This is a genomic window from Streptomyces subrutilus (assembly GCF_008704535.1).
In the GTDB taxonomy this organism is placed as follows: domain Bacteria; phylum Actinomycetota; class Actinomycetes; order Streptomycetales; family Streptomycetaceae; genus Streptomyces; species Streptomyces subrutilus.
Genome location: NZ_CP023701.1, coordinates 1,974,388 through 1,993,513 on the forward strand (window position 1 = coordinate 1,974,388; position 19,126 = coordinate 1,993,513).

Annotated in this window: 16 protein-coding genes; 6 read left to right on the forward strand and 10 right to left on the reverse strand. The window is 76.0% G+C overall.

Annotation, left to right across the window (positions count from 1 at the left end):
- Positions 1 to 15 precede the first annotated feature (15 nt).
- Both CP968_RS08400 and CP968_RS08405 read left to right on the forward strand, forming a co-directional pair.
- Positions 16 to 2,124, forward strand: coding sequence for a prolyl oligopeptidase family serine peptidase (locus CP968_RS08400; protein ID WP_150517398.1), 2,109 nt, complete (start codon positions 16 to 18; stop codon positions 2,122 to 2,124).
- 106 nt (positions 2,125 to 2,230) lie between these two features.
- Entirely contained in the window at positions 2,231 to 2,884 is a 654-nt protein-coding gene (locus CP968_RS08405) for an NADPH-dependent F420 reductase (RefSeq protein ID WP_150517399.1), read from the forward strand.
- A gap of 69 nt (positions 2,885 to 2,953) precedes the next feature.
- Here the strand turns inward: CP968_RS08405 and CP968_RS08410 are convergent, their stop codons facing one another.
- The 8 genes from CP968_RS08410 to CP968_RS08445 all read right to left on the reverse strand — a co-directional run bounded on the left by CP968_RS08410 (position 2,954) and on the right by CP968_RS08445 (position 12,287).
- Positions 2,954 to 3,673, reverse strand: coding sequence for a GntR family transcriptional regulator (locus CP968_RS08410; protein WP_150517400.1), 720 nt, complete (start codon positions 3,671 to 3,673; stop codon positions 2,954 to 2,956).
- Between the two features lie 53 nt (positions 3,674 to 3,726).
- Positions 3,727 to 4,635 carry an ornithine cyclodeaminase family protein gene (locus CP968_RS08415; RefSeq protein WP_167536919.1) on the reverse strand — a complete coding sequence of 303 codons (909 nt, stop codon included), beginning with the start codon at positions 4,633 to 4,635 and terminating at the stop codon, positions 3,727 to 3,729.
- A gap of 68 nt (positions 4,636 to 4,703) precedes the next feature.
- The gene (locus CP968_RS08420; protein ID WP_150517402.1) at positions 4,704 to 5,708 is read right to left on the reverse strand and encodes a proline racemase family protein; all 1,005 of its coding nucleotides are present in this window, start codon (positions 5,706 to 5,708) and stop codon (positions 4,704 to 4,706) included.
- 17 nt (positions 5,709 to 5,725) lie between these two features.
- Positions 5,726 to 6,646: a dihydrodipicolinate synthase family protein gene (locus tag CP968_RS08425; RefSeq protein WP_150517403.1), complete on the reverse strand. Its 921-nt coding sequence runs from the start codon at positions 6,644 to 6,646 to the stop codon at positions 5,726 to 5,728.
- Between the two features lie 75 nt (positions 6,647 to 6,721).
- Positions 6,722 to 8,242, reverse strand: coding sequence for an FAD/NAD(P)-dependent oxidoreductase (locus CP968_RS08430; RefSeq protein ID WP_150517404.1), 1,521 nt, complete (start codon positions 8,240 to 8,242; stop codon positions 6,722 to 6,724).
- Entirely contained in the window at positions 8,223 to 8,534 is a 312-nt protein-coding gene (locus CP968_RS08435; RefSeq protein ID WP_150517405.1) for a (2Fe-2S)-binding protein, read from the reverse strand. Before CP968_RS08435 ends, CP968_RS08430 begins: the two co-directional genes overlap by 20 nt.
- 99 nt (positions 8,535 to 8,633) lie before the next feature.
- Positions 8,634 to 9,770 (reverse strand): NAD(P)/FAD-dependent oxidoreductase, encoded by a 1,137-nt coding sequence (locus tag CP968_RS08440; protein ID WP_150517406.1) that lies wholly within the window; start codon positions 9,768 to 9,770, stop codon positions 8,634 to 8,636.
- Positions 9,771 to 9,872: 102 nt separating this feature from the next.
- On the reverse strand, positions 9,873 to 12,287 hold the full coding sequence (locus tag CP968_RS08445; RefSeq protein ID WP_150517407.1) for a collagenase: 2,415 nt from the start codon (positions 12,285 to 12,287) through the stop codon (positions 9,873 to 9,875).
- A gap of 179 nt (positions 12,288 to 12,466) precedes the next feature.
- On the opposite strand from CP968_RS08445, the gene CP968_RS08450 reads away from it, so the two are divergent.
- Together CP968_RS08450 and bla are read left to right on the forward strand one after the other, a co-directional pair.
- Positions 12,467 to 13,870, forward strand: a complete 1,404-nt coding sequence (locus tag CP968_RS08450) for an aminopeptidase P family protein (RefSeq protein WP_229886170.1) — start codon at positions 12,467 to 12,469, stop codon at positions 13,868 to 13,870.
- 119 nt (positions 13,871 to 13,989) lie between these two features.
- Positions 13,990 to 14,892: a class A beta-lactamase gene (bla, locus tag CP968_RS08455; protein WP_373304038.1), complete on the forward strand. Its 903-nt coding sequence runs from the start codon at positions 13,990 to 13,992 to the stop codon at positions 14,890 to 14,892.
- A gap of 47 nt (positions 14,893 to 14,939) precedes the next feature.
- Here the strand turns inward: bla and CP968_RS08460 are convergent, their stop codons facing one another.
- Positions 14,940 to 15,338: a RidA family protein gene (locus CP968_RS08460; RefSeq protein WP_150517409.1), complete on the reverse strand. Its 399-nt coding sequence runs from the start codon at positions 15,336 to 15,338 to the stop codon at positions 14,940 to 14,942.
- Entirely contained in the window at positions 15,335 to 16,549 is a 1,215-nt protein-coding gene (locus CP968_RS08465; protein ID WP_150517410.1) for an acyl-CoA dehydrogenase family protein, read from the reverse strand. Before CP968_RS08465 ends, CP968_RS08460 begins: the two co-directional genes overlap by 4 nt.
- Positions 16,550 to 16,693: 144 nt before the next feature.
- Between CP968_RS08465 and CP968_RS08470 the strand changes: the two genes are divergently transcribed.
- Together CP968_RS08470 and CP968_RS08475 are read left to right on the forward strand one after the other, a co-directional pair.
- Entirely contained in the window at positions 16,694 to 18,316 is a 1,623-nt protein-coding gene (locus tag CP968_RS08470; RefSeq protein ID WP_150517411.1) for an AMP-binding protein, read from the forward strand.
- Between the two features lie 4 nt (positions 18,317 to 18,320).
- The gene (locus tag CP968_RS08475; RefSeq protein WP_150517412.1) at positions 18,321 to 19,121 is read left to right on the forward strand and encodes a PaaX family transcriptional regulator; all 801 of its coding nucleotides are present in this window, start codon (positions 18,321 to 18,323) and stop codon (positions 19,119 to 19,121) included.
- The last annotated feature ends 5 nt before the right edge of the window (positions 19,122 to 19,126 follow it).

A 19,126-nucleotide genomic window follows, 5' to 3' on the forward strand; every position in this document is an offset into this window, starting at 1 on the left:
TGTCACACTACGCCTATGGACGACTTCCTCAGGCTCTCCGCGGACACGGCCCGGTTCACCCGCGGAGCCCCGCGCGCCTTCGCCTTCGGGGACGGCGGCAGGCTGCTCTGGTTCCTCCGCTCGACCGGTCCCACCGACGCCTTCGAGAGCCTCTGGGTCCTCGACACGGCCACCGGCACCGAGACCCGGCTCGCGGATCCGCGCGACCTGTGTCCCGAGCCCGGCCCCCTGCCCGTCCTCGAACGGCGGCTGCGCGAGCGGATCCGGCTCACGGCCGCCGGGATCGGCTCGTACGCGCTCTCCGGCGACGGCCGGCACGCGGTCTTCGCGCTCTACGGCCGGCTCTACCGGGTGTCCCACCCCGGCGCGACGCCGGCCGGACCCGCCGACGGGCACGCCGCGGCCGGGGCGCCGGCCCCGCGCCCCGTCGAGATCGCCACCGCCGGCCCCGTCTTCGACCCCCGCCCCGACGCCGACGGCTCCACCACCGCCTACGTCACCGACGACGCCCTCCACCTCTCCCCCGGCGGCCGGATCAGCCCCGCCGACGGGGCCCGCTGGGGTGTGGCCGAGTTCGCCGCCGCCGAGGAGCTCGGCCGCTCGCGCGGGCACTGGTGGTCCCCGGACGGCGCGGCCCTGCTCGTCGCGCGCGTCGACGAGGACGCCCTGCCCCGCCGCTACTTCGCCGACCCCGCCGAGCCCGGGCTGCCGCCCGAGGACTTCGCCTACCCCGAGGCGGGCGGCCCCAACGCCGACGTCCAGCTGTGGGTGCTGCGACCGGGTGCCGCGGCGGACCCGGTGCGGCTCGACTGGGACGCCGGGACCCACCCCTACCTCTCCGACGCCGACTGGGAGTCGGCCGGGGAGATCCTGCTGACCGTCCGCGACCGGCTCCAGCGCAGCGTCCTGCTGCTCTCCGCCGACCCGGCCACCGGCCGCACCCGCGAACTCTCCCGCACCACGCACCCCCGGTGGGTGGACCCGCTGGACGGAACCCCCGCCCGGCTGCCGGACGGCCGGACGCTGACCGCCGCCGACACCCGCGGCGGGGCGGCCCGCGGACTCGCGGTCGACGGCGCGCCGCTCACCGGCGACGGCCTCCAGGTCCGGCGGGTGGCCGGCGTCCACGCGGGGCACCTGCTCGTCGAGGCCGGGCGGCGCGACCCCGCCGAGCAGCAGGTGCTGCTGCTGGACCCGGTGACCGGGCACCCGACGCCGCTCGCCGACGGGCCCGGGGTGCACACGGTGCTCGCCTCGGCCGGGGCGCTGCTGCTGACCTCGGCCGACGCCGACGGGTTCCGCCGTACCGTACGCACCGCGGACGGGCGGGAGTTCACCCCCGGCGACCTGTCCGCGCCGCTGCCCCACCGGGTCGTCCCGGTGCTGGAACGGGTCACCGAGCACGGGGTCCCCACCGCGCTGGTCCTGCCCCGCGGCCACGTACCGGGGCGGCGGCTGCCGGTGCTGGTCGACGTGTACGGCGGCCCCGGCTACCAGGACGTCAGCGCCGAGCCGCGGCGCTGGCAGGCCAAGCAGTGGTGGGCGGACCAGGGCTTCGCGGTGGTGACCGTCGACAACCGCGGGACCCCGTACGTCTCGCCCGCCTTCACCCACGCCGTGTACCGCGGCTTCTCCGGGGTGACGCTGGAGGACCAGGTCGCCGCGCTCCGGGCGCTGGGGGCCCGCCACCCCGACCTCGACCTCGGGCGGGTGGGGGTGCGCGGCTGGTCCTACGGCGGCTACCTGTCGGCCCTGGCGGTGCTGCGCCGCCCGGACGTCTTCCACGCCGCGTCGGCCGGGGCCGCGCCGACCGACTTCCGGGGCTACGACACGGCGTACACGGAGCGGTACCTCGGGCTCCCCCAGGACGGTCCCGGCGTCTACGACCGGGACTCGCTCCTCGCGGACGCCCCGGGGCTGACGCGCCCGCTGCTGCTGACCACGGGGCTGGCCGACGACAACGTGCACCCCTCCCACACCCTGCGCCTGTCCCGCGCCCTGACGGACGCGGGCCGCCCGCACCGGCTGCTGGCCCTGCCGGGGGTCACCCACATGTGCGCCGGAGACACGCGCGAGAAGGTGATGGCGCTGGAGCTGGACTTCTTCCGCGAGGTGCTGGCCTGAGCCCCGTGGGCCCGGGGCCCGGCCGGGCGGCGTAGGACCAAAGGGCGAGCGGGGCACCGCCGTCGGGCCGACGCGGGGGCGGCCCGCGGCCCCCTAGCGTCGCGGCATGAGGATCGCGATGATCGGAACGGGCAACGTGGGCCGCGCACTGGCCGCCGGATGGTCCCGGGCGGGCCACGACCTCGTCTTCGGCTCCCGCCGGCCGGACGACGAGGCGCTGCGGGAGGAACTGGCGGAGGCGGTGGGCGCGCGGGTGCCGGTGCTGGACCCGGCGTCCGCCGCCACCGGCGCGGAGGTCGTGGTGAACGCGACGCCGGGCACGGAGTCGGTGGCGCTGCTCGGCGCGGTCGGGGCGCGGGCCCTGACGGGGAAGGTGCTGCTCGACGTGGCGGTCGGCTTCCGGGAGGACGGCGCCCTGTCCCATCCGGTGGAGAGCCTCGGGGAGGAGCTCCAACGGGCGTTCCCGGGGACGGCGGTGGTCAAGACGCTGTGCACCGTCGACGCGGGGCTGATGTGCGCGCCCCACGCGCTGACGGGCCCGAGCACGCTCTTCCTGTCCGGTGAGGACGCCGTGGCCAAGCGCACGGTGGGCGCGCTCCTGCGCGACCTGGGCTGGCCGGAGGAGTCCCTGCTCGACCTCGGCGGCATCGCCACCGCCCGCGGGCAGGAGCACTACAGCCTGCTCTTCCTGGGCGTGGCCGGGGCCCTGGGCACGTACGGCTTCGGCATCCGGATCGTGCCGCCGGCCGCCGAGGGCTGAGGTCTCGGCCGGGGCCCGGGTCCCGACCGGACCGGGCCCGACCGGACCGGGCCCCGGCCCGACCGGGCCTTACGTCCGGACGCCGGAGGCGCCGAGCACGCCCGGGGTGCGGCCCACCGGCTCGTCGCGGCCCTGGGCCCAGAGCGAGCGGACGTGGCCGAGGTGGCGGGTCATGCACGCCTCGGCCGCCCGTGCGTCCCCGCTCAGCATCAGGTCGAGCAGTTCGATGTGCTCCTCGGCGGAGGAGACCAGCTTGCCCGCCTCGTCCAGGCCGGTCAGGCCGTACAGCCGGGAGCGCTTGCGCAGGTCGCCGACGGTCTCGACCAGGCGGTCGTTGCCCGCGAGGGCCAGCAGCCCGAGGTGGAAGCGGCGGTCCGCCTCCAGGTAGCCGATGAGGTTGTGCTCGCGCGCGCTGGTGACGATCTCCTCGGCGACGGGGCGCAGCGCCTCCAGCTGTTCGGCGGTGGCGATCTCCGTGATCCGGCCGATGGTCGGGACCTCGATCATCGTGCGCAGTTCGGTGTACTGGTCCAGGTCGCGTTCGCTGACCTCGGTGATCCTGAAGCCCTTGTTGCGCACCGGTTCGACCAGGCCCTCGCGGGCCAGGTCGAGCATGGCCTCGCGCACCGGCGTGGCCGAGACGCCGAGTTCGGACGCGAGGCCCGGGGCGGAGTAGACGCTCCCGGGGCGCAGCTCTCCCGCTATCAGGGCTGCTCGCAGGGCGTGGCCGACCTGGTCCCGGAGCCGTTCCTGGGCCTTGATGAGACTGTGCTGCTTCAGGTCACCCATTGCATTTCCTCCGAGACCCCCGACACTGCGACCAGCAGGCACAGCGTACAATGTCACGTTGCGCTACTGGTCCCGGCGGCCCGGAACACCGCGACCGCCACGGCAAGATCCTCCCAGGCCGTGCCGACGCTCTTGAAGAGCTGTGGACAACTCCGCGCACCGTCCGCCGGCGCCCGCCCCGCGACCAGGTCGGCCAGCGTCCCCGCGATGTGCCCGGGGCCGATAGCCCCCTGCGCCAGCGGGATCAGCAGGTCCCCCGCCTCCGCCAGGGCCGCCGCCCGCGATTCGACGTACACGGCCGAGCGGCGGACGAGGCCGGTGTCGGTCTCCCGGGCCGTCGGCTCGTGCGAACCCACCGCGACGACGGTGGCGTCCGCGCGGACCAGGCCGCCGTCGAAGAGCGGCTCGCGCGCGGAGGTGCAGCAGACCACCAGGTCCGCCCCGGCCACGTCCCCGGGCCCGCCGGTCCGGGCCGGTACGCCCAGACCCCGTGCGTACGCCGCCAGTTCGCCCGCGCCCGTCTGGTCGCGGGCGACGACCACCGCCCGGGCGAGGGGCCGTACGGCGAGGAGGGCGTCGAGGTGCCCGTACGCCTGGGGCCCCGACCCGAAGAGCACCAGCCGCAACGGCCGCCCGGCGGGCGTCAGGTGGCGCACGGCGAGGGCGGAGACGGCCGGGGTGCGCAGGGCGGTCAGCGCGGGGCCGTCCAGCAGGGCGAGCGGCCGCAGGGTCGGCCCGTCGAGCAGCAGGTACCCGCCGGTGATCCGGGGCAGCCCGCGCCCCGGGTTGCCGGGCGCGACCCCCGCGATCTTCACCCCGGCGTACGGGCCGCGGGCGGCCGGCATCAGCAGCAGTTCGCCCCCGGGGACGGACACCGCGGTGCGCGGCGGGCAGTCCTCGGGGTCCGGCCCCGCCCGCAGGGCCGCGGCCAGCGCCTCGACCGCGGCGGCGGGGCCGAGCAGCCCGGCCGTCCGCGCGGGGCCGAACCAGGCGGGGCCGTCCGTCCCGCCGGTGCGCGCCGGCGGGACGGTCACAGCAGGAAGCCTCCGGGGAAGGGGTCGGACGGATCGAGGAAGTACTGGGCGGTGCCGGTGATCCAGGCGCGTCCGGTCACGGTGGGCACGACGGCCGGGCGGCCGCCGACGGTGGTCTCGCCGACCAGGCGGCCGGTGAACTCGGTTCCGATGAAGGACTCGTTGACGAAGTCGGTGTCCAGGGGCAGCAGTCCGCGCGCGTGCAGCTGGGCCATCCGCGCGCTGGTCCCCGTCCCGCAGGGCGAGCGGTCGAACCAGCCGGGGTGGATGGCCATGGCGTGCCGGGAGCGCCGGGCGTCCGAGCCGGGGGCGGTGAGGTAGACGTGCTTCACGCCCGCGATGGAGGGGTCCTCGGGGTGGACGGGGCGGTCGGCGGAGGCGTTGACCGCGTCCATGACGGCGAGTCCGGCGGCCAGCAGGTCGCCCTTGCGGGCGCGGTCGAAGGGGAGGCCGAGGGCGTCCAGGTCGACGAAGGCGTAGAAGTTTCCCCCGTAGGCGAGGTCGTAGGTGACCGTGCCGTACCCGGGCACGTCGGCCTTCAGGTCGAGGCCGACGCAGAAGGACGCGACGTTGGTGAGGGTGACGGCGGTGGCCGCGCCGTCCTCGACGCGGACGTCGACGCTCACCAGGCCGGCCGGGGTGTCGAGCCGGACGGTGGTGACCGGCTCGACGACGGGCACCATGCCGGTCTCGACGAGGACGGTGGCGACCCCGATGGTGCCGTGCCCGCACATGGGCAGCAGTCCCGAGACCTCGATGTAGAGCACGCCGAAGTCGGCGTCCGGGCGGGTGGGCGGCTGCAGGAGGGCTCCGCTCATCGCGGAGTGGCCGCGCGGTTCGTACATGAGCAGGGTCCGGACGTGGTCGCAGTGGTCGATGAAGTGCAGCCGCTTCTCGGCCATGGTGGCGCCGGGGATCACCCCGACGCCCCCGGTGACGACCCGGGTCGGCATGCCTTCGGTGTGCGAGTCGACCGCGTGGTAGACGTGACGGGTGCGCATGGGATTCCCCCGGGGAGCTAGACGAGGCCCTCGGCGAGGACCTTCTCGGTGGCGGCGCGGACGGCGGCGCCGCTCTCGCCGGTGAGCGGGAAGCGCGGCGGCCGGGTGGGGCCGCCGGGCCGGCCGGCCAGGTCCATGGACATCTTGATGGCCTGGACGAACTCGGTCCTGGAGTCCCAGCGGAGCAGGGGGTGCAGCGACCGGTAGAGCGGGAGGGCGGTGACGAGGTCGCCGGAGACCGCGGCCCGGTAGAGGGCGGCGCAGGCGCGCGGCAGGGCGTTGGGGTAGCCGGCGATCCAGCCGACGGCCCCGGCCAGGGCGAGTTCGAGCAGGACGTCGTCGGCGCCGACGAGCAGGTCCAGGCCGGGGGCGAGCTCGGCGATCTCGTAGGCGCGGCGGACGTCCCCGGTGAACTCCTTGACGGCGACGATCGATCCGTCGGCGTGCAGCCGGGCCAGGAGGGCCGGTGCGAGGTCGACCTTGGTGTCGACGGGGTTGTTGTACGCGACCACGGGCAGCCCCGCGCGGGCCACCTCCGCGAAGTGGGCGCGTACGGCGTCCTCGTCGGCGCGGAAGGCGTTGGGCGGCAGCAGGAGCACCGAACCGGCGCCGGCCTCGGCCGCCTGTTCGGCCCAGCGGCGGGCCTCGGCGCTGCCGTAGGCGGAGACGCCGGGCATGACCCGGGCGCCGTCGCCGGCGGCCTCGACCGCGGTGCGCACGACGCGCGTGCGTTCGGCGTCGGTCAGGGTCTGGTACTCCCCGAGGGAGCCGTTGGGGACGACGCCGTCGCAGCCGTTGTCGAGGAGCCAGGCCACGTGGTCGGCGTAGGCGTCGTGGTCGACGGAGAGGTCCGCACGCAGCGGGAGGGCGGTGGCGACCATGATGCCGTGCCAGGGGCGGGTGCGGGTGTCGGGACGGGTGCGGGACGCGTGCGTCATGAAGGGACTCCCTAGTGTGATGTGTGACATTTTATTGGGCGGCGCGACGTGTCCACAAGGGTCCGTCACCCCGGATCAGCCGCCGGCTCCCGGGCGCCCGCCGCCGGCCGGGTAGCCCGGCGGCGGGGCGGGCAGGGGCAGCGGCAGGTCGGCGAGGTCCCCCAGCGCGACCGGGCAGGACAGGGGGCGGCGGTCGGGGGCCGGTTCCTCCCCGGCGAGGGCGGCGACGGCCGGCCCGCACATCCGCCCCTGGCACCAGCCCATGCCGGCCCGGGTCAGGAGTTTGGCCGTACGGGCGTCCCGCGCGCCGAGCGCCTCGGCGGCCTCCCGGACCAGGCCCGCCGGGACCTCCTCGCAGCGGCACACGAGGGTGTCCTCGCGCAGCCAGCCGGTCCAGCCCGCACCCGGGCGGTGGGCGCGGCCCATCGCGTCGGCGAAGGCCCGCAGCCGCGCGCGGCGCCGGAGCAGGGCCGGGGGCACGGGCCGCCCGGCGATCGTACGGGCGGCGATCTCGCCCTCGGCCAGGGCCGGGCCGACGCCCCCGATGCCCGCGCTCTCGCCCGCGGCCCACACCCCGGGCACGGAGGTGCGCTGCCCCGCGTCCAGGTCCAGCGCGACGGCGCCGTCGGCGCCCCGGCGGGTGGCGCAGCCGAGGCCGGTCGCGAGCTCCAGCTGGGGCACCAGCCCGTGCCCCACCGCGAGCGCGTCGCAGGGGATGCGGCGGGCGGAGCCGGGCAGCGGCCGCCAGTCCCGGTCGAGGCGGGCCACGGTGACGGCCTCGACCCGGTCGGCGCCGTGGGCCTCGGTGACGGCGTGCCGGGTGAGGAGCCGGATGCCGTGGCGCAGCAGGGCGCCGCCGTACGCGGCGCCTTCGGCGAGCTTGGCGGGGTTGCGCAGCAGCGCCGGAGTCCGGTCGGCGTAACCGGTGTACGACGCCGCCTCCACCACGGCCGGGACGGCCGCGCCGGCGGCGGCCAGGGACCCGGCCACCGCGAGCAGCAGCGGCCCGCTGCCCGCGACGACGACGCGCCGGCCCGGCAGGACGAGCCCGGACTTGAGCATGGCCTGCGCGCCCCCCGCCCCGACCACGCCGGGCAGGGTCCAGCCGGGGAAGGGGAGTTGGCGTTCGTAGGCGCCGGTGGCCAGTAGGACGGCCCGGCTCCGGACGGCCGCGGGCCGCTCCTCGGGGCCGTGCCCGGCGAGGGCGTGCAGGAGCCAGCCGGCGCCGTCCGGGACCACCGACCAGACGTGGTGCCCCGGCCGCCAGGCGATCCGGCCGGCCGCCGCGTGGGCGCGCAGGGCGGCTTCGCGCGCGGCGAACGCGGCCCAGCCGTGGTGCAGCGCCTCGGGCCGGGCGGCCCCGAGGCCGGGGGCGGGGTGGCGGTAGTACTGGCCGCCGGGCCGCTCCCCCGCGTCGAGCAGCGCGACCCGCAGTCCGAGCCCGGCGGCGGTCACGGCCGCGGCCAGCCCGGCGGGTCCGGCGCCGACGACGGCGAGGTCGAAGGGCCCGGCCTCCGGTTCCGGTCCGCCGGGGGCGCCGGCGGGTCGGGACGGGCTCCGGGCGTCCGGTGCCGGGTCAGACGGCGAGGTCGGCACGGCCGGTCCCCTCCTGGGTGGTGACGGCGTCCCCCGGGCGGGCGGGGACGAGGCAGGCCCGCTGGTTGGGGTGGCCGTTGACGGTGACGAGGCAGTCGAAGCAGGCCCCGATGCCGCAGAACGCGCCGCGCGGGGCCGCGGCCCCGCGGGTGGTGCGCCAGGCGAGGATGCCCGCGGCCCAGAGCACGGCGGCCACGGACTGGCCGGGCTGGGCGGGGAGCTCACGGCCGTCGAAGCCGATGGTGAACTCCGCGGCCGGAGTGCCGCCGACCAGGGAACGGGGGCTGCGCATCGAGGGGTCCTCCTCCTTGGGGGGTGGTGGCACGGCGGGTGGTGGCACGGCCGGGGCGGGCGCGCGCCTCGGGGCGGCGGGCTCCGGGGCGCGCGCCCGTCAGAAGCGGTCCGGGCGGAACGGCCCGGGGGGCAGCGGGGGTTCGGCGCCCGTCAGGGCGGCGGCGATGAGCGCGCCCGTGGCGGGGGCCAGGCCGATGCCCGCGCCCTCGTGGCCGCAGGCGTGCAGCAGTCCGGGGACGCGGGGGTCGGGGCCGATCGCCGGGAGGTGGTCGGGCAGGTAGGGGCGGAAGCCGTGGTAGGCGCGGATCGCCCGGACCTGCGCGAGGACCGGGAAGAGGGCGGTCGCCTGGGCGGCCAGGCGGCGCAGGGCCTCGGTGGACGGGGACCGGTCGAAGCCGACCCGTTCGCGGGTCGCGCCGATCAGGACCGGGCCCGCGGGGGTTCCCTCGACCACGGCCGAGGACTGCAGGGCCGCGGAGCCGCTGGCCACGTCCGCGATGTAGTCGGCGGCGTAGACCTTGTGCCGGACGACGCGGGGCAGCGGTTCGGTCACCAGGACGAAGCCGCGCCGCGGCAGCACGGGCAGGGCGGTCCCGGCGAGGGCGGCGACGGCGCCGCCCCAGGTGCCCGCCGCGTTCACCACGGCGGGGGCGGCGAGTTCGCGGCCGGTCGTGCGGACGCCCCGTACGGCTCCCGCGCGGTCGCGCAGGACGGCCGTCACCTCCTCCCCCGTGTACACCCGGGCCCCCGAGGCGGCCAGCAGCCGGGCCGCGGCCTGGGCCGGTTGGACCTGGGCGTCCTGCGGGTAGCGGAAGCCGCCCGCGAGGCCGGGGGCCAGGTGGGGCTCCAGCGCGGCCAGTTCGTCCGGACCGGCCTCGACGGCGTCGACACCGGCCGTGCGCTGGGCCCCCGCGAAGGCCCGCAGCGCGGTGAGGGAGGCCGCGTCGGGGGCCACCACCAGGCCGCCCTTGGCCTCGTACTCGACGGAGGCGGGGAGCAGTTCGGCCAGTTGCCGCCAGAGGGACGCGGACAGCAGTGCAAGGTCGAGTTCGGGGCCGGCCTCCTTGTCGGAGACGAGGAGGTTGCCCTCGCCCGCGCCGGTGGTGCCGCCGGCGACGGGGCCCCGGTCGACCACGGCCACGGAGAGGCCGGCGCGCGCCGCGTAGTAGGCGCACGCCGCTCCGACGACGCCGGCGCCGATGATCACGACGTCCGGGGAATGTCTCTTGAGCACGGCAGTAATATGTCACATTCTTCAGTAGCTGCCCATACCGTCCGCACCGCTCCTCGCGGTCCGGGCGGCCCGCCTCGCGCGGACCGCCCGGACCGCACCGGATCAGCCGCGCAGCGGGCCCTCACAGCTGTAACCGGCGGTGGCGGCGGTCTTGTTGCTCCAGATCTCCAGCGGACCGAAGGAGCAGTTCATGTCGGCGAGGTTGTTGGAGGCCGCGCCCGCCCGGTCGAGGATGAAGTAGTCGACCGTCTCGGACATGTCCTTGAAGTTCTGGTCGTCGCTGCGCCAGTTCGTCAGGTTGGCCGTGATCCGCCCCGTGCAGGTGAAGCGGCGCTTGCCCGCGTCGCCGTTCTCCACGCAGTCCGGCGTGTTGTAGGTGGCCGTGGCGAACGAGGACTTCACGGAGGCCAGCGCGGCGTCGCGCAGCTGCGCGTTCGGCGTGAACGTGGTGTTCGGGACGTACAGCTGGTCGACCTTGGCGATCTGCGCGGTCAGGAAGCGGTCGTAGTCCCGCTGGAGGGAGGCGTCCGCCCCCGTCCGGCTGCGCCAGGCGTCGTACGCGGCCACGTCGTTGCCGCGCAGGTGCGTGTACATCTCGCGCAGCAGGCCGGGCTTCTCGGTCCACAGGAACTCGAAGAACGTCCCCGCGTAGCTGTAGAAGCGGAAGCCGTCGCCGTCGTAGGTGGCGTTCAGCAGCTGCTGTACGGTCATCCGCGGCCCGCCGCCGGCCGTGTCGGCGATGACGCTCTTGACCAGGGACTTGCGCACGGCGATGCCGTTGTCGCGGGTGGCGCCGTCGAAGAACTCGGCCGTGCCCTCGTCCATGGCCGTCGTGCGGTCGCCCTCGTACCAGGGGCCTTCGCCGAAGGAGCCGGGGACGGCGTAGCGGCCGTTGAGGTAGTGCGTGTACTCGTGGCGGAAGAGCTCTTCGAGGGTGAGGGAGGAGTCCTGCGGGACGCGCCGCTGGTAGGTGTAGAAGGTGGCGCCGTTCTCGATGTAGATGCCGCCGTTGTTGGTGTCGTAGCCGGTCAGGATCGGGTGGTAGTTCTCGTAGTCGGCGCGGGAGGCGTACAGCACGATGGTGAGCGTGGTGTTGGTGTCCCCGGCCAGCGGCCGGTCGGTGCCCAGGACGCGGTGGTACTGCGCCTTCACCTGCTTGCTCGCGTAGTAGAGCTGGTCGACGACGGCCCGGTCGAGTGCGGTGCGGACCTTGATGGCGCCGTTGTCGTACAGGTAGGTGTAGGGGAACAGCTGCTTCTCGATGTCCTCCTTGCACACCCCGTACGGCTTGCAGGCCCCGAAGTAGTTGAGCCAGGAGACGATCTTGGCCCATGGCTGGCTGCCGTTGCCGAAGGCGGTGCGCACCGGCTCCAGCAGGGCGCCGAGGTCGGTGGTGATCTGCGGCGTGAGCGCGGGTATCTCGCCGAAGCGGCCGTATTCCCCGAGCGCGTCGCGCACCACCCACGCGTTGCCGGTGCCCTTGAGGTGGGTGTAGCCGGCGAAGGCCTTGAAGACGGCGCGGTAGGCGGGGTCGGCGGAGACGGCCGCGCGGAAGGCCGCGTCCTGGTTGCCCGAGTAGACGCCGAGGTAGTTGACGGACAGGGCGGCCAGGGCGGCGCCCGCCCAGCCGCTGTCGAGGTGGGTGGCCGGATGAGCGGGGTCCATGGTGGCCAGGACCTTCTTGATCAGGCCGAGTTGGTGCTGGCGCAGGCCGGGCGCGCTGCCCGCGTTGAGGGCCTCGCGCAGGGTGTCGGCGTTGGTCGCGGTGACGTCGAAGGTGCGGGCGGCGTTGCCGAAGTCGGCTATCGCCCGGCGCATGGCGTCGACGGTCGGGGCGTCGGTGATGTCGATCTCGGAGCGGGAGTAGTCGTGGTAGGCGACGGCGTGCAGGTACGTGAACATCTCCTCCAGATGCGAGGAGTTACGGCCGTCGTGGGCCGCGGACAGGCTGGAGATCCGGCGCGAGACGGCCTGGACGTGGGCGTCGGACATGACGGGGGCCAGCCGGGCGTCCCAGGTCCAGATGAGCCCGCGCAGACAGCCGTCGGCGAGGACGGCCGGGTCGCCGAGGAAGTCGGCGAGCTGCTCCGGGGTGAGGGTCGTGATCCCGTCGAGGGTGCAGGGGACGGCGGCGGCCCGGCCGCGCACGGTGGTCGCGGCCCGGGGCGCGGCGTCGGCGCGCTTCTCGGCCCGGGCGTCCACGGCCGCGGCCGTGGCGGCCCCGGGGACGCGGCCGGCGGCCGCACCGCCGGGGGCCGGGTCCGTGCGGGCGGCTCCGCCGGGGGCCGGGGCGGGCGCCGGGGCGGCGTCCCGGGCGTCGGCGAGGCGGTCGACCTCGTCGAAGGGGTTGGCCGCCGGCGCCCCGGCGGTGAAGGTGCCGGGCGCCGGGGCGCCCGTCGCGGCGGCGGGGGTCCCCCGGTCCGCGGCCCGGGTCACGGCCTGGCCGGCGGTGGCGAGGAGGGTGACCGCCACGGCGGCGGAGAGGAGGGAGGTACGCACGGCTCGGTGCTGGAACACCAATGACTCCTGTGGGAGGGGAGGTGGGGGAAGGTGTGTGTGCGGATGTCGCGTCAAGTGCCGCGCGCCGCAGGGGTGTCGGGGATGAGCGGCGCGCTGTGAGCTGTAACATAGTAATGTGAAATTGCACTGACAACCCCTGTGCGCCCACCAGTTCACGCCGTCCCGAGGGAGCCACCGTGACCGACACCCCCTCCGCGCCCCGCCCCGGCGCCCCCGCCCCGCTGCACACCGGCAGCCACGACCTTCCGGCGTCACCGGAGTTGTCCCGCTTCATGGCGGGCGGCTGGAGCCCCTCGCCCCTGCCCGGCTCCGACCGCGTCGGCGCGTACGCCGTCACCCCGGCCCGTCGCGCCCGGCTCTCGGCGCGCTTTCCCGGCGAGCGGCTGATCGTCCCGGCGGGCGGGCTCGCCGTCCGCTCCAACGACTGCGACCACCGCTTCCGCCCGCACAGCGCGTACGCCTGGCTGACCGGCCTGACCGGCGAGGACCAGGCCGGCCACGTCCTCGTCATGGAGCCCTCGGGCCCGCACGCCCACGAGGCGGTGCTGTACCTGAGGCCGCGCTCCCCCCGCACCGGCGGGGAGGAGGAGTTCTACCGCGACCGCCGGTACGGGGAGTTCTGGGTCGGCCGCCGCCCGGACCCGGCCGAGGCCGAGCGCCTCACCGGCATCCGCTGCGCCCCCCTGGCCGCCCTGGGCGCCGCGACGGGCCGCGACGCGGCATCCGATCCGGAGCTCGCCTCCGTGCTCTCGGAGCTGCGGCTGGTGAAGGACGCGTGGGAGGTCGGCCAGCTCCAACTGGCCGTCGACCACACCGCGGCGGGCTTCGAGGACGTCGTACGCGAACTCCCGCGCGCCCTGGCCCATCCGCGCGGGGAGCGCTGGATCGAGGGGGTCTTCGGCCGGCGCGCCCGGGCGGAGGGCAACGGCACCGGGTACGAGACGATCGCGGCCTCGGGCGCCCACGCCTGCGTCCTGCACTGGATACGCAACGACGGCCGGCTGGACCGCGGCGACCTGCTGCTCCTGGACGCGGGGGTGGAGGCCGACTCCCTCTACACCGCGGACATCACCCGCACCCTGCCGCTGTCCGGCCGCTTCTCCGCCGTGCAGCGGCAGGTGTACGAACTGGTGCTGGCCGCACAGGAGGCGGGCATGGCGGCGCTGCGCCCGGGCGCCGGATTCCGCGACTTCCACCGGGCCGCCATGGCCGTGATCGCGGACGGGCTCGCGCAGTGGGGCGTCCTCAAGGACGCCGGCGGCGACCTGCACCGGCGCTACACCCTGTGCGGCAGCGGGCACATGCTCGGACTGGACGTGCACGACTGCGCCAAGGCCCGTTCGGAGACGTACCTCGACGGGGTGCTGGAGGAGGGCCAGGTCCTGACGGTGGAGCCGGGGCTGTACCTCCAGCCGGACGACGAGACCCTCCCGCCGGAGCTGCGCGGCATCGGCGTGCGCATCGAGGACGACCTCGTCGTCACCGCGACCGGCGCCCGTCTGATGTCGGGCGGGCTGCCGCGCACGGTGGCGGGCATCGAGGAGTGGATGGGCACGCTGCTGGAGGACGCCGCGCGGTAGCGGGCCGGGCGGCGGGCGGGGCCGGGCGCTCCGGCGGCCGGGCGGACGCGGTCTGGCAAGATCAGAACGGGACGGCCTAGCCTCGGATGCCGAACGGTCCGACCGACAGCACGAAGAGGATTCCCGTGACTCTCAGCCGACGTGCCTCACTCGCCGCCCTGTCCGCCCTCGCCGCCGCCCCGCTCGTGGCGGGCGCCGCGGCGCCCGCCGGCGCCGCGCCCCGGCCCTCGACGGACCGGCCCTCGACGCACCGGGCGCTGCGCGATCTGGAGGAGGAGTTCGGCGCCCGGCTCGGCGTCTACGCGATCGACACCGGCAGCGGGCGGTGCGTCGCCCACCGCGCCGACGAGCGGTTCGCCTACTGCTCCACCCACAAGGCGCTGACCGCCGCCGCCGTGCTGGACCGCAACTCCCTGGCGGAGCTGGACGAGGTGGTGCGCTATTGCGCGGCCGACCTCGTGGCCAACTCCCCGATCACGGAGAAGCACGTGGACACCGGCATGACGCTGCGCGAACTGTGCGACGCCGCCGTCCGGTTCAGCGACAACACCGCCGGCAACCTGCTGTTCGCCGAACTCGGCGGCCCCAAGGCGTTCCAGGCCGCCCTCGCCGCCCTGGGCGACCGCACCACCCGCGCGGACCGCGTGGAGACCGCCCTCAACGAGGCCGTCCCGGGCGACCTCCGTGACACCAGCACCCCGCGCGCGCTGGTCGCGGACCTGCGCGCGTACGCCCTCGGCGATGTCCTCCCGGCCGACAAGCGGGCCGTGCTGGTCGACTGGCTCAGGCGCAACACCACCGGTGGCCGCCTCATCCGGGCCGGCGTTCCGGCCGACTGGCAGGTCGGGGACAAGACCGGCGCGGGCAGCTACGGGACCCGCAACGACATCGCCGTCGCCTGGCCCCCCGCCGCCGCCCCCGTCGTCCTCGCGGTCCTCTCCAGCCGCCCGGCCCGGGACGCCGCGTACGACGACGCCCTCATCGCCCGCGCCGCCCGCGTGGTCGTGTCCGCCCTGGCCTGACGGCGGGCGGCGGTACGGGCCCCGGCCGGGACGGGCGCCGGCAACCGCTACGGCAGCACCGCGATGCCGTCCAGTTCGACCAGGGCCTGGTCGTCCCAGAGCCGGACCACGCCGATGACCGCCATCGCCGGGTAGTCTCGGCCCGCCAACCGGCGCCACACGCGCCCCAGTTCGGCCGCGTGCTCCCGGTACGCCGCCACGTCGGTGGCGTACACGGTCACCCGGGCCAGGTCCACCGGCGCACCGCCCGCCGCGGCGAGGGCTGTCAGCAGGTTGGCGAGGGCGCGCTCGAACTGCTCCGGGAAGGTGGTCCCGACCACCTTCCCGGAGCCGTCGAGCGCGGTCTGGCCCGCCAGGAACACCAGGCGGCCGCCGGTCGCCGACACGGCGTGCGAGAAGCCCGTCGGCGGCGACAGCTCGCCGGGGTTGATCCGCTCCAGGCTCATCGGGCGGCCACCGCCCCGGCCGGCCGTACGGATCCGGGCCGCGACCCCGGCTCCGGCTTCGACCCCGGCTCCGGGAGCCGGGCGGGCAGGTCGCGGTACAGCTCCTTCGCGATGATCGTGCGCTGCACCTCGCTGGCCCCTTCGTAGATGCGCGGCGCCCGCACCTCCCGGTAGAGGTGTTCGAGCAGGTGGCCCCGGCGCAGCGCGACCGCCCCGTGCAGTTGGACCGCCTGGTCCACCACGTACTGGGCGGTCTCGGTGGCCAGCAGTTTCGCCATGGCCGCCCGGCGCGGCACGTCCGGGGCGCCGTCGTCGTGGGCCGCGGCCGCCGCGTACACGAGGAGCCGGGCGGCCTCGGTGCGGGTGGCCATGTCGGCCACCCGGTGCGCCACCGCCTGGAGGTCGCTGAGGGTCCCGCCGAACGCCGCCCGGCCCGCCGTGTGCGCGAGGGTGGCGTCCAGGGCGGCCCGGGCCATGCCGACGGCGAACGCGCCGACGCTCGGCCGGAAGAGGTTCAGGGTGTCCATCGCGACCCGGAAACCCCGCCCGGGCTCGCCCAGCAGGTCCTCGGGGCCCACCGGCACGCCGTCGAAGGCCAGGGAGCCGATCGGGTGCGGGGACAGCATGTCGAGGGCCTCGCCGGTCAGGCCGGGCCGGTCCGCCGGCACCAGGAAGGCCGATACGCCCTTCGCTCCGGCCCCCTCACCCGTACGGGCGAAGACGGTGTAGAAATCGGCCTCCGGGGCGTTGGAGATCCAGCACTTCTCCCCGTCGAGCCGCCAGCCGGTACCGTCGCGCGTCCCGTCGCGCGTGGCGGCCAGCGCCAGCGCCGCCGCGTCCGAGCCCGCCCCCGGCTCGCTGAGCGCGAAGGCGGCCACCGACCGGCCGGCCCGCACCGGCGGCAGCCAGCGCTCGCGCTGGGCGGCGCTGCCGAACCGCAGCACCGGGTGGGCGCCGAGGCCCTGGAGGGCGAGCGCCGTCTCGGCCTCCGTGCAACCGTGGGCGAGGGACTCGCGCAGCAGGCACAGGTCGAGCGCCCCCGAGGTGAACACCCGCTCCAGCAGGCCCAGCCCGCCCAGTTCCGCCAGCAGCGGGCGGTTGACCCGCCCCGGCTCGCCCCGCTCGGCCAGCGGCCGCAGCCGTCCGGCCGCCAGGGCGCGCAACTGGCCGCACCACTCCTCCTGGTCCGCCCCGAGCGCGAATCCGGTCATCCGAACACCCCGCATCTATCGCGTCCTGTTGACTGCCGTCACCGTCACGATACGCTCGTGCGGAGGCATCTCCCAGCGGTCGCCGGGGCGACCACACGGCCGGCTCCACCCCCATCCGGACCGTCTCAAGGGGGTCAACCCACCTTGGATCTCAAGCCCTCCGCCCACGTCGACACCTTCGCCCGGGACCATCTGCCTCCCGCGGACAGCTGGCCGGAACTCCTCTTCGAGCTGCCCGAACTGGCCTACCCGGACCGCCTCAACTGCGCGGCCGAGCTGCTGGACGCGACCATCGCCCGTCTCGGCCCCGACCGGCCTGCCGTGCGCGGCGGCTCCGGCGAGGCGTGGACGTACGGCGCCCTGCGCGAGCGAGTGGACGCCGTCGCCCACGTGCTCAGCGTCGACCTCGGGGTGGTCCCCGGCAACCGGGTGCTGCTGCGCGGCCCCACCGGCCCCTGGCTCGCCGCGTGCTGGCTCGCGGTGGTGAAGGCGGGGGCGGTCGCGGTGACCGTCCTGCCCCGGCAGCGGTCCCGGGAGCTGGCCGAGGTCTGCGCGCTGGCCCGGGTGCGGCACGCCCTGTGCCATGCGGACGTGCTGGACGACCTGGCCAAGGCCGAGGTGCCGGGCCTGCTGGTCACCCCGTACGGCGGCCCGGCCCCCGACGACCTGCTGCGCCGCGCCGAGCGGTACGCGGGCACGCCCTACCCGGCGGTGGAGACCTCCGCGGACGACGTGGCGCTGATCGCGTTCACCTCCGGCACCACCGGGCGGCCCAAGGGCTGCATGCACTTCCACCGCGACCTCCTGGCGGTGGCCGACACCTTCTCCCGCGGCGTGCTGCGGCCGGGCCCGCAGGACGTCTTCGCGGGCAGTCCGCCGCTCGGGTTCACCTTCGGCCTGGGCGGGCTGGTGGTGTTTCCGCTGCGGGCGGGGGCCTGCGCGCTGCTGCTGGAGGAGGCGGGCCCGCGGCACCTGCTGCCCGCCCTCGCCGAGCACCGGGTGACCGTGCTGTTCACCGCGCCGACGGCGTACCGGGCGATGCTGGACGCGCTGGGCCCGTACGACGTGGGGACGTACGACCTCTCCGCGCTGCGCCGTTGCGTCTCGGCCGGGGAGAACCTGCCCGCGGCCACCTGGCGGGCCTGGTACGAGCGGACCGGGCTGCGGATCATCAACGGGATCGGGGCGACCGAGCTGCTGCACATCTTCATCTCGGCCGCCGACGAGGACGTCCGGCCCGGTACGACCGGCCGGGTGGTGCCGGGGTGGCGGGCCCGGGTGGTGGACGCGGCCGGGCGGCCGGTCGCGGACGGCGAGCCGGGGCTGCTGGCCGTGCGCGGCCCGGTCGGCTGCCGCTACCTGGCCGACCCGCGGCAGGCGGAGTACGTCCGCGACGGCTGGAACCTGACCGGCGACACCTACGTGCGCGATCCGGACGGCTACTTCAGCTACGTCGCCCGCGCCGACGACATGATCGTCTCGGCGGGCTACAACATCGCGGGCCCGGAGGTCGAGGAGGCGCTGCTGCGCCATCCGGACGTGCTGGAGACGGCGGTGGTGGGCCGTCCCGACGAGCGGCGCGGCCAGGTCGTCGTGGCGTACGTGGTGCTCCGCGGGGGGTCGGCCCCGACCGAGGAGGCCCTGCGGGACCACATGGGGGCGGAACTGTCCCCGCACAAGTGCCCGCGGTCCTTCGTCTTCGTGCCCGCGCTGCCCCGCACGGCGACGGGCAAGCTGCAGCGCTTCCGGCTGCGCGATCTAGAGTGAACCCGTGGTCGAGCAGCACACCCCGCGATCCCTGATCGTCACGTTCTACGGCGCCTACGGGCGGTCCTTCGAGGGCCCGGTCCCGGTCTCCGCGCTGGTCCGGCTGCTGGGCGCGGCCGGCGTGGACGCCCCGTCCGTCCGCTCGTCGGTGTCCCGGCTGAAGCGGCGGGGCTTCCTGCTGCCCGCTCCCGCGGTCGACGGCGCGGCGGGGTACGCGCTCTCCGACGAGGCCCGCCAGCTGCTGGACGACGGCGACCGGCGGATCTACGGCGGCCCCAGGCCGTCCGACGCGTGGCTGGTGGCGGTGTTCTCCGTCCCGGAACAGGAGCGGCACAAGCGGCACCTGCTGCGCTCGCGGCTGGCCCGGCTGGGCTTCGGCTCGGTGGCGCCGGGCGTGTGGATCGCCCCGGCGGCGCTGGCGGAGGAGACCGGGCACACGCTGGAGCGCCTGCAGCTGACCCCGTACGTGGAGCTGTTCCGCGGCGCCCACCTCGGCTTCGCCCCGACGGCGGAGGCGGTGGGCCGCTGGTGGGACCTGGCGGCCCTGGCCAAGCAGCACGAGGAATTCCTCGACCTGCACGAACCGGGCCTGCGGGCCCTGCGGTCCGGCCCGGAGCCGACGCCGGAGGAGGCCTATCGGCGCTACCTGCTCGCCCTGGACACCTGGCGCCGCCTGCCGTACGCCGATCCCGGCCTGCCCCGCGCGCTGCTCCCGGCGGACTGGCCGGGTGAGCGGGCGGCGGCCGTCTTCGCGGAGCTGCACGCGCGGCTGCACGGGGCCGGGTCCCGGTTCGCGCGCGCCTGACCTGG

Coding starts and splice junctions, on each gene's coding strand:
- CP968_RS08420 (WP_150517402.1), bottom strand. CDS start 5,708: ATGCGCACCCGTCACGTCTACCACGCGGTCGACTCGCACACCGAAGGC.
- CP968_RS08465 (WP_150517410.1), bottom strand. CDS start 16,549: ATGACCGGATTCGCGCTCGGGGCGGACCAGGAGGAGTGGTGCGGCCAG.
- CP968_RS08435 (WP_150517405.1), bottom strand. CDS start 8,534: ATGCGCAGCCCCCGTTCCCTGGTCGGCGGCACTCCGGCCGCGGAGTTC.
- CP968_RS08460 (WP_150517409.1), bottom strand. CDS start 15,338: ATGAGCCTGGAGCGGATCAACCCCGGCGAGCTGTCGCCGCCGACGGGC.
- CP968_RS08405 (WP_150517399.1), top strand. CDS start 2,231: ATGAGGATCGCGATGATCGGAACGGGCAACGTGGGCCGCGCACTGGCC.
- CP968_RS08400 (WP_150517398.1), top strand. CDS start 16: ATGGACGACTTCCTCAGGCTCTCCGCGGACACGGCCCGGTTCACCCGC.
- CP968_RS08410 (WP_150517400.1), bottom strand. CDS start 3,673: ATGGGTGACCTGAAGCAGCACAGTCTCATCAAGGCCCAGGAACGGCTC.
- CP968_RS08425 (WP_150517403.1), bottom strand. CDS start 6,646: ATGACGCACGCGTCCCGCACCCGTCCCGACACCCGCACCCGCCCCTGG.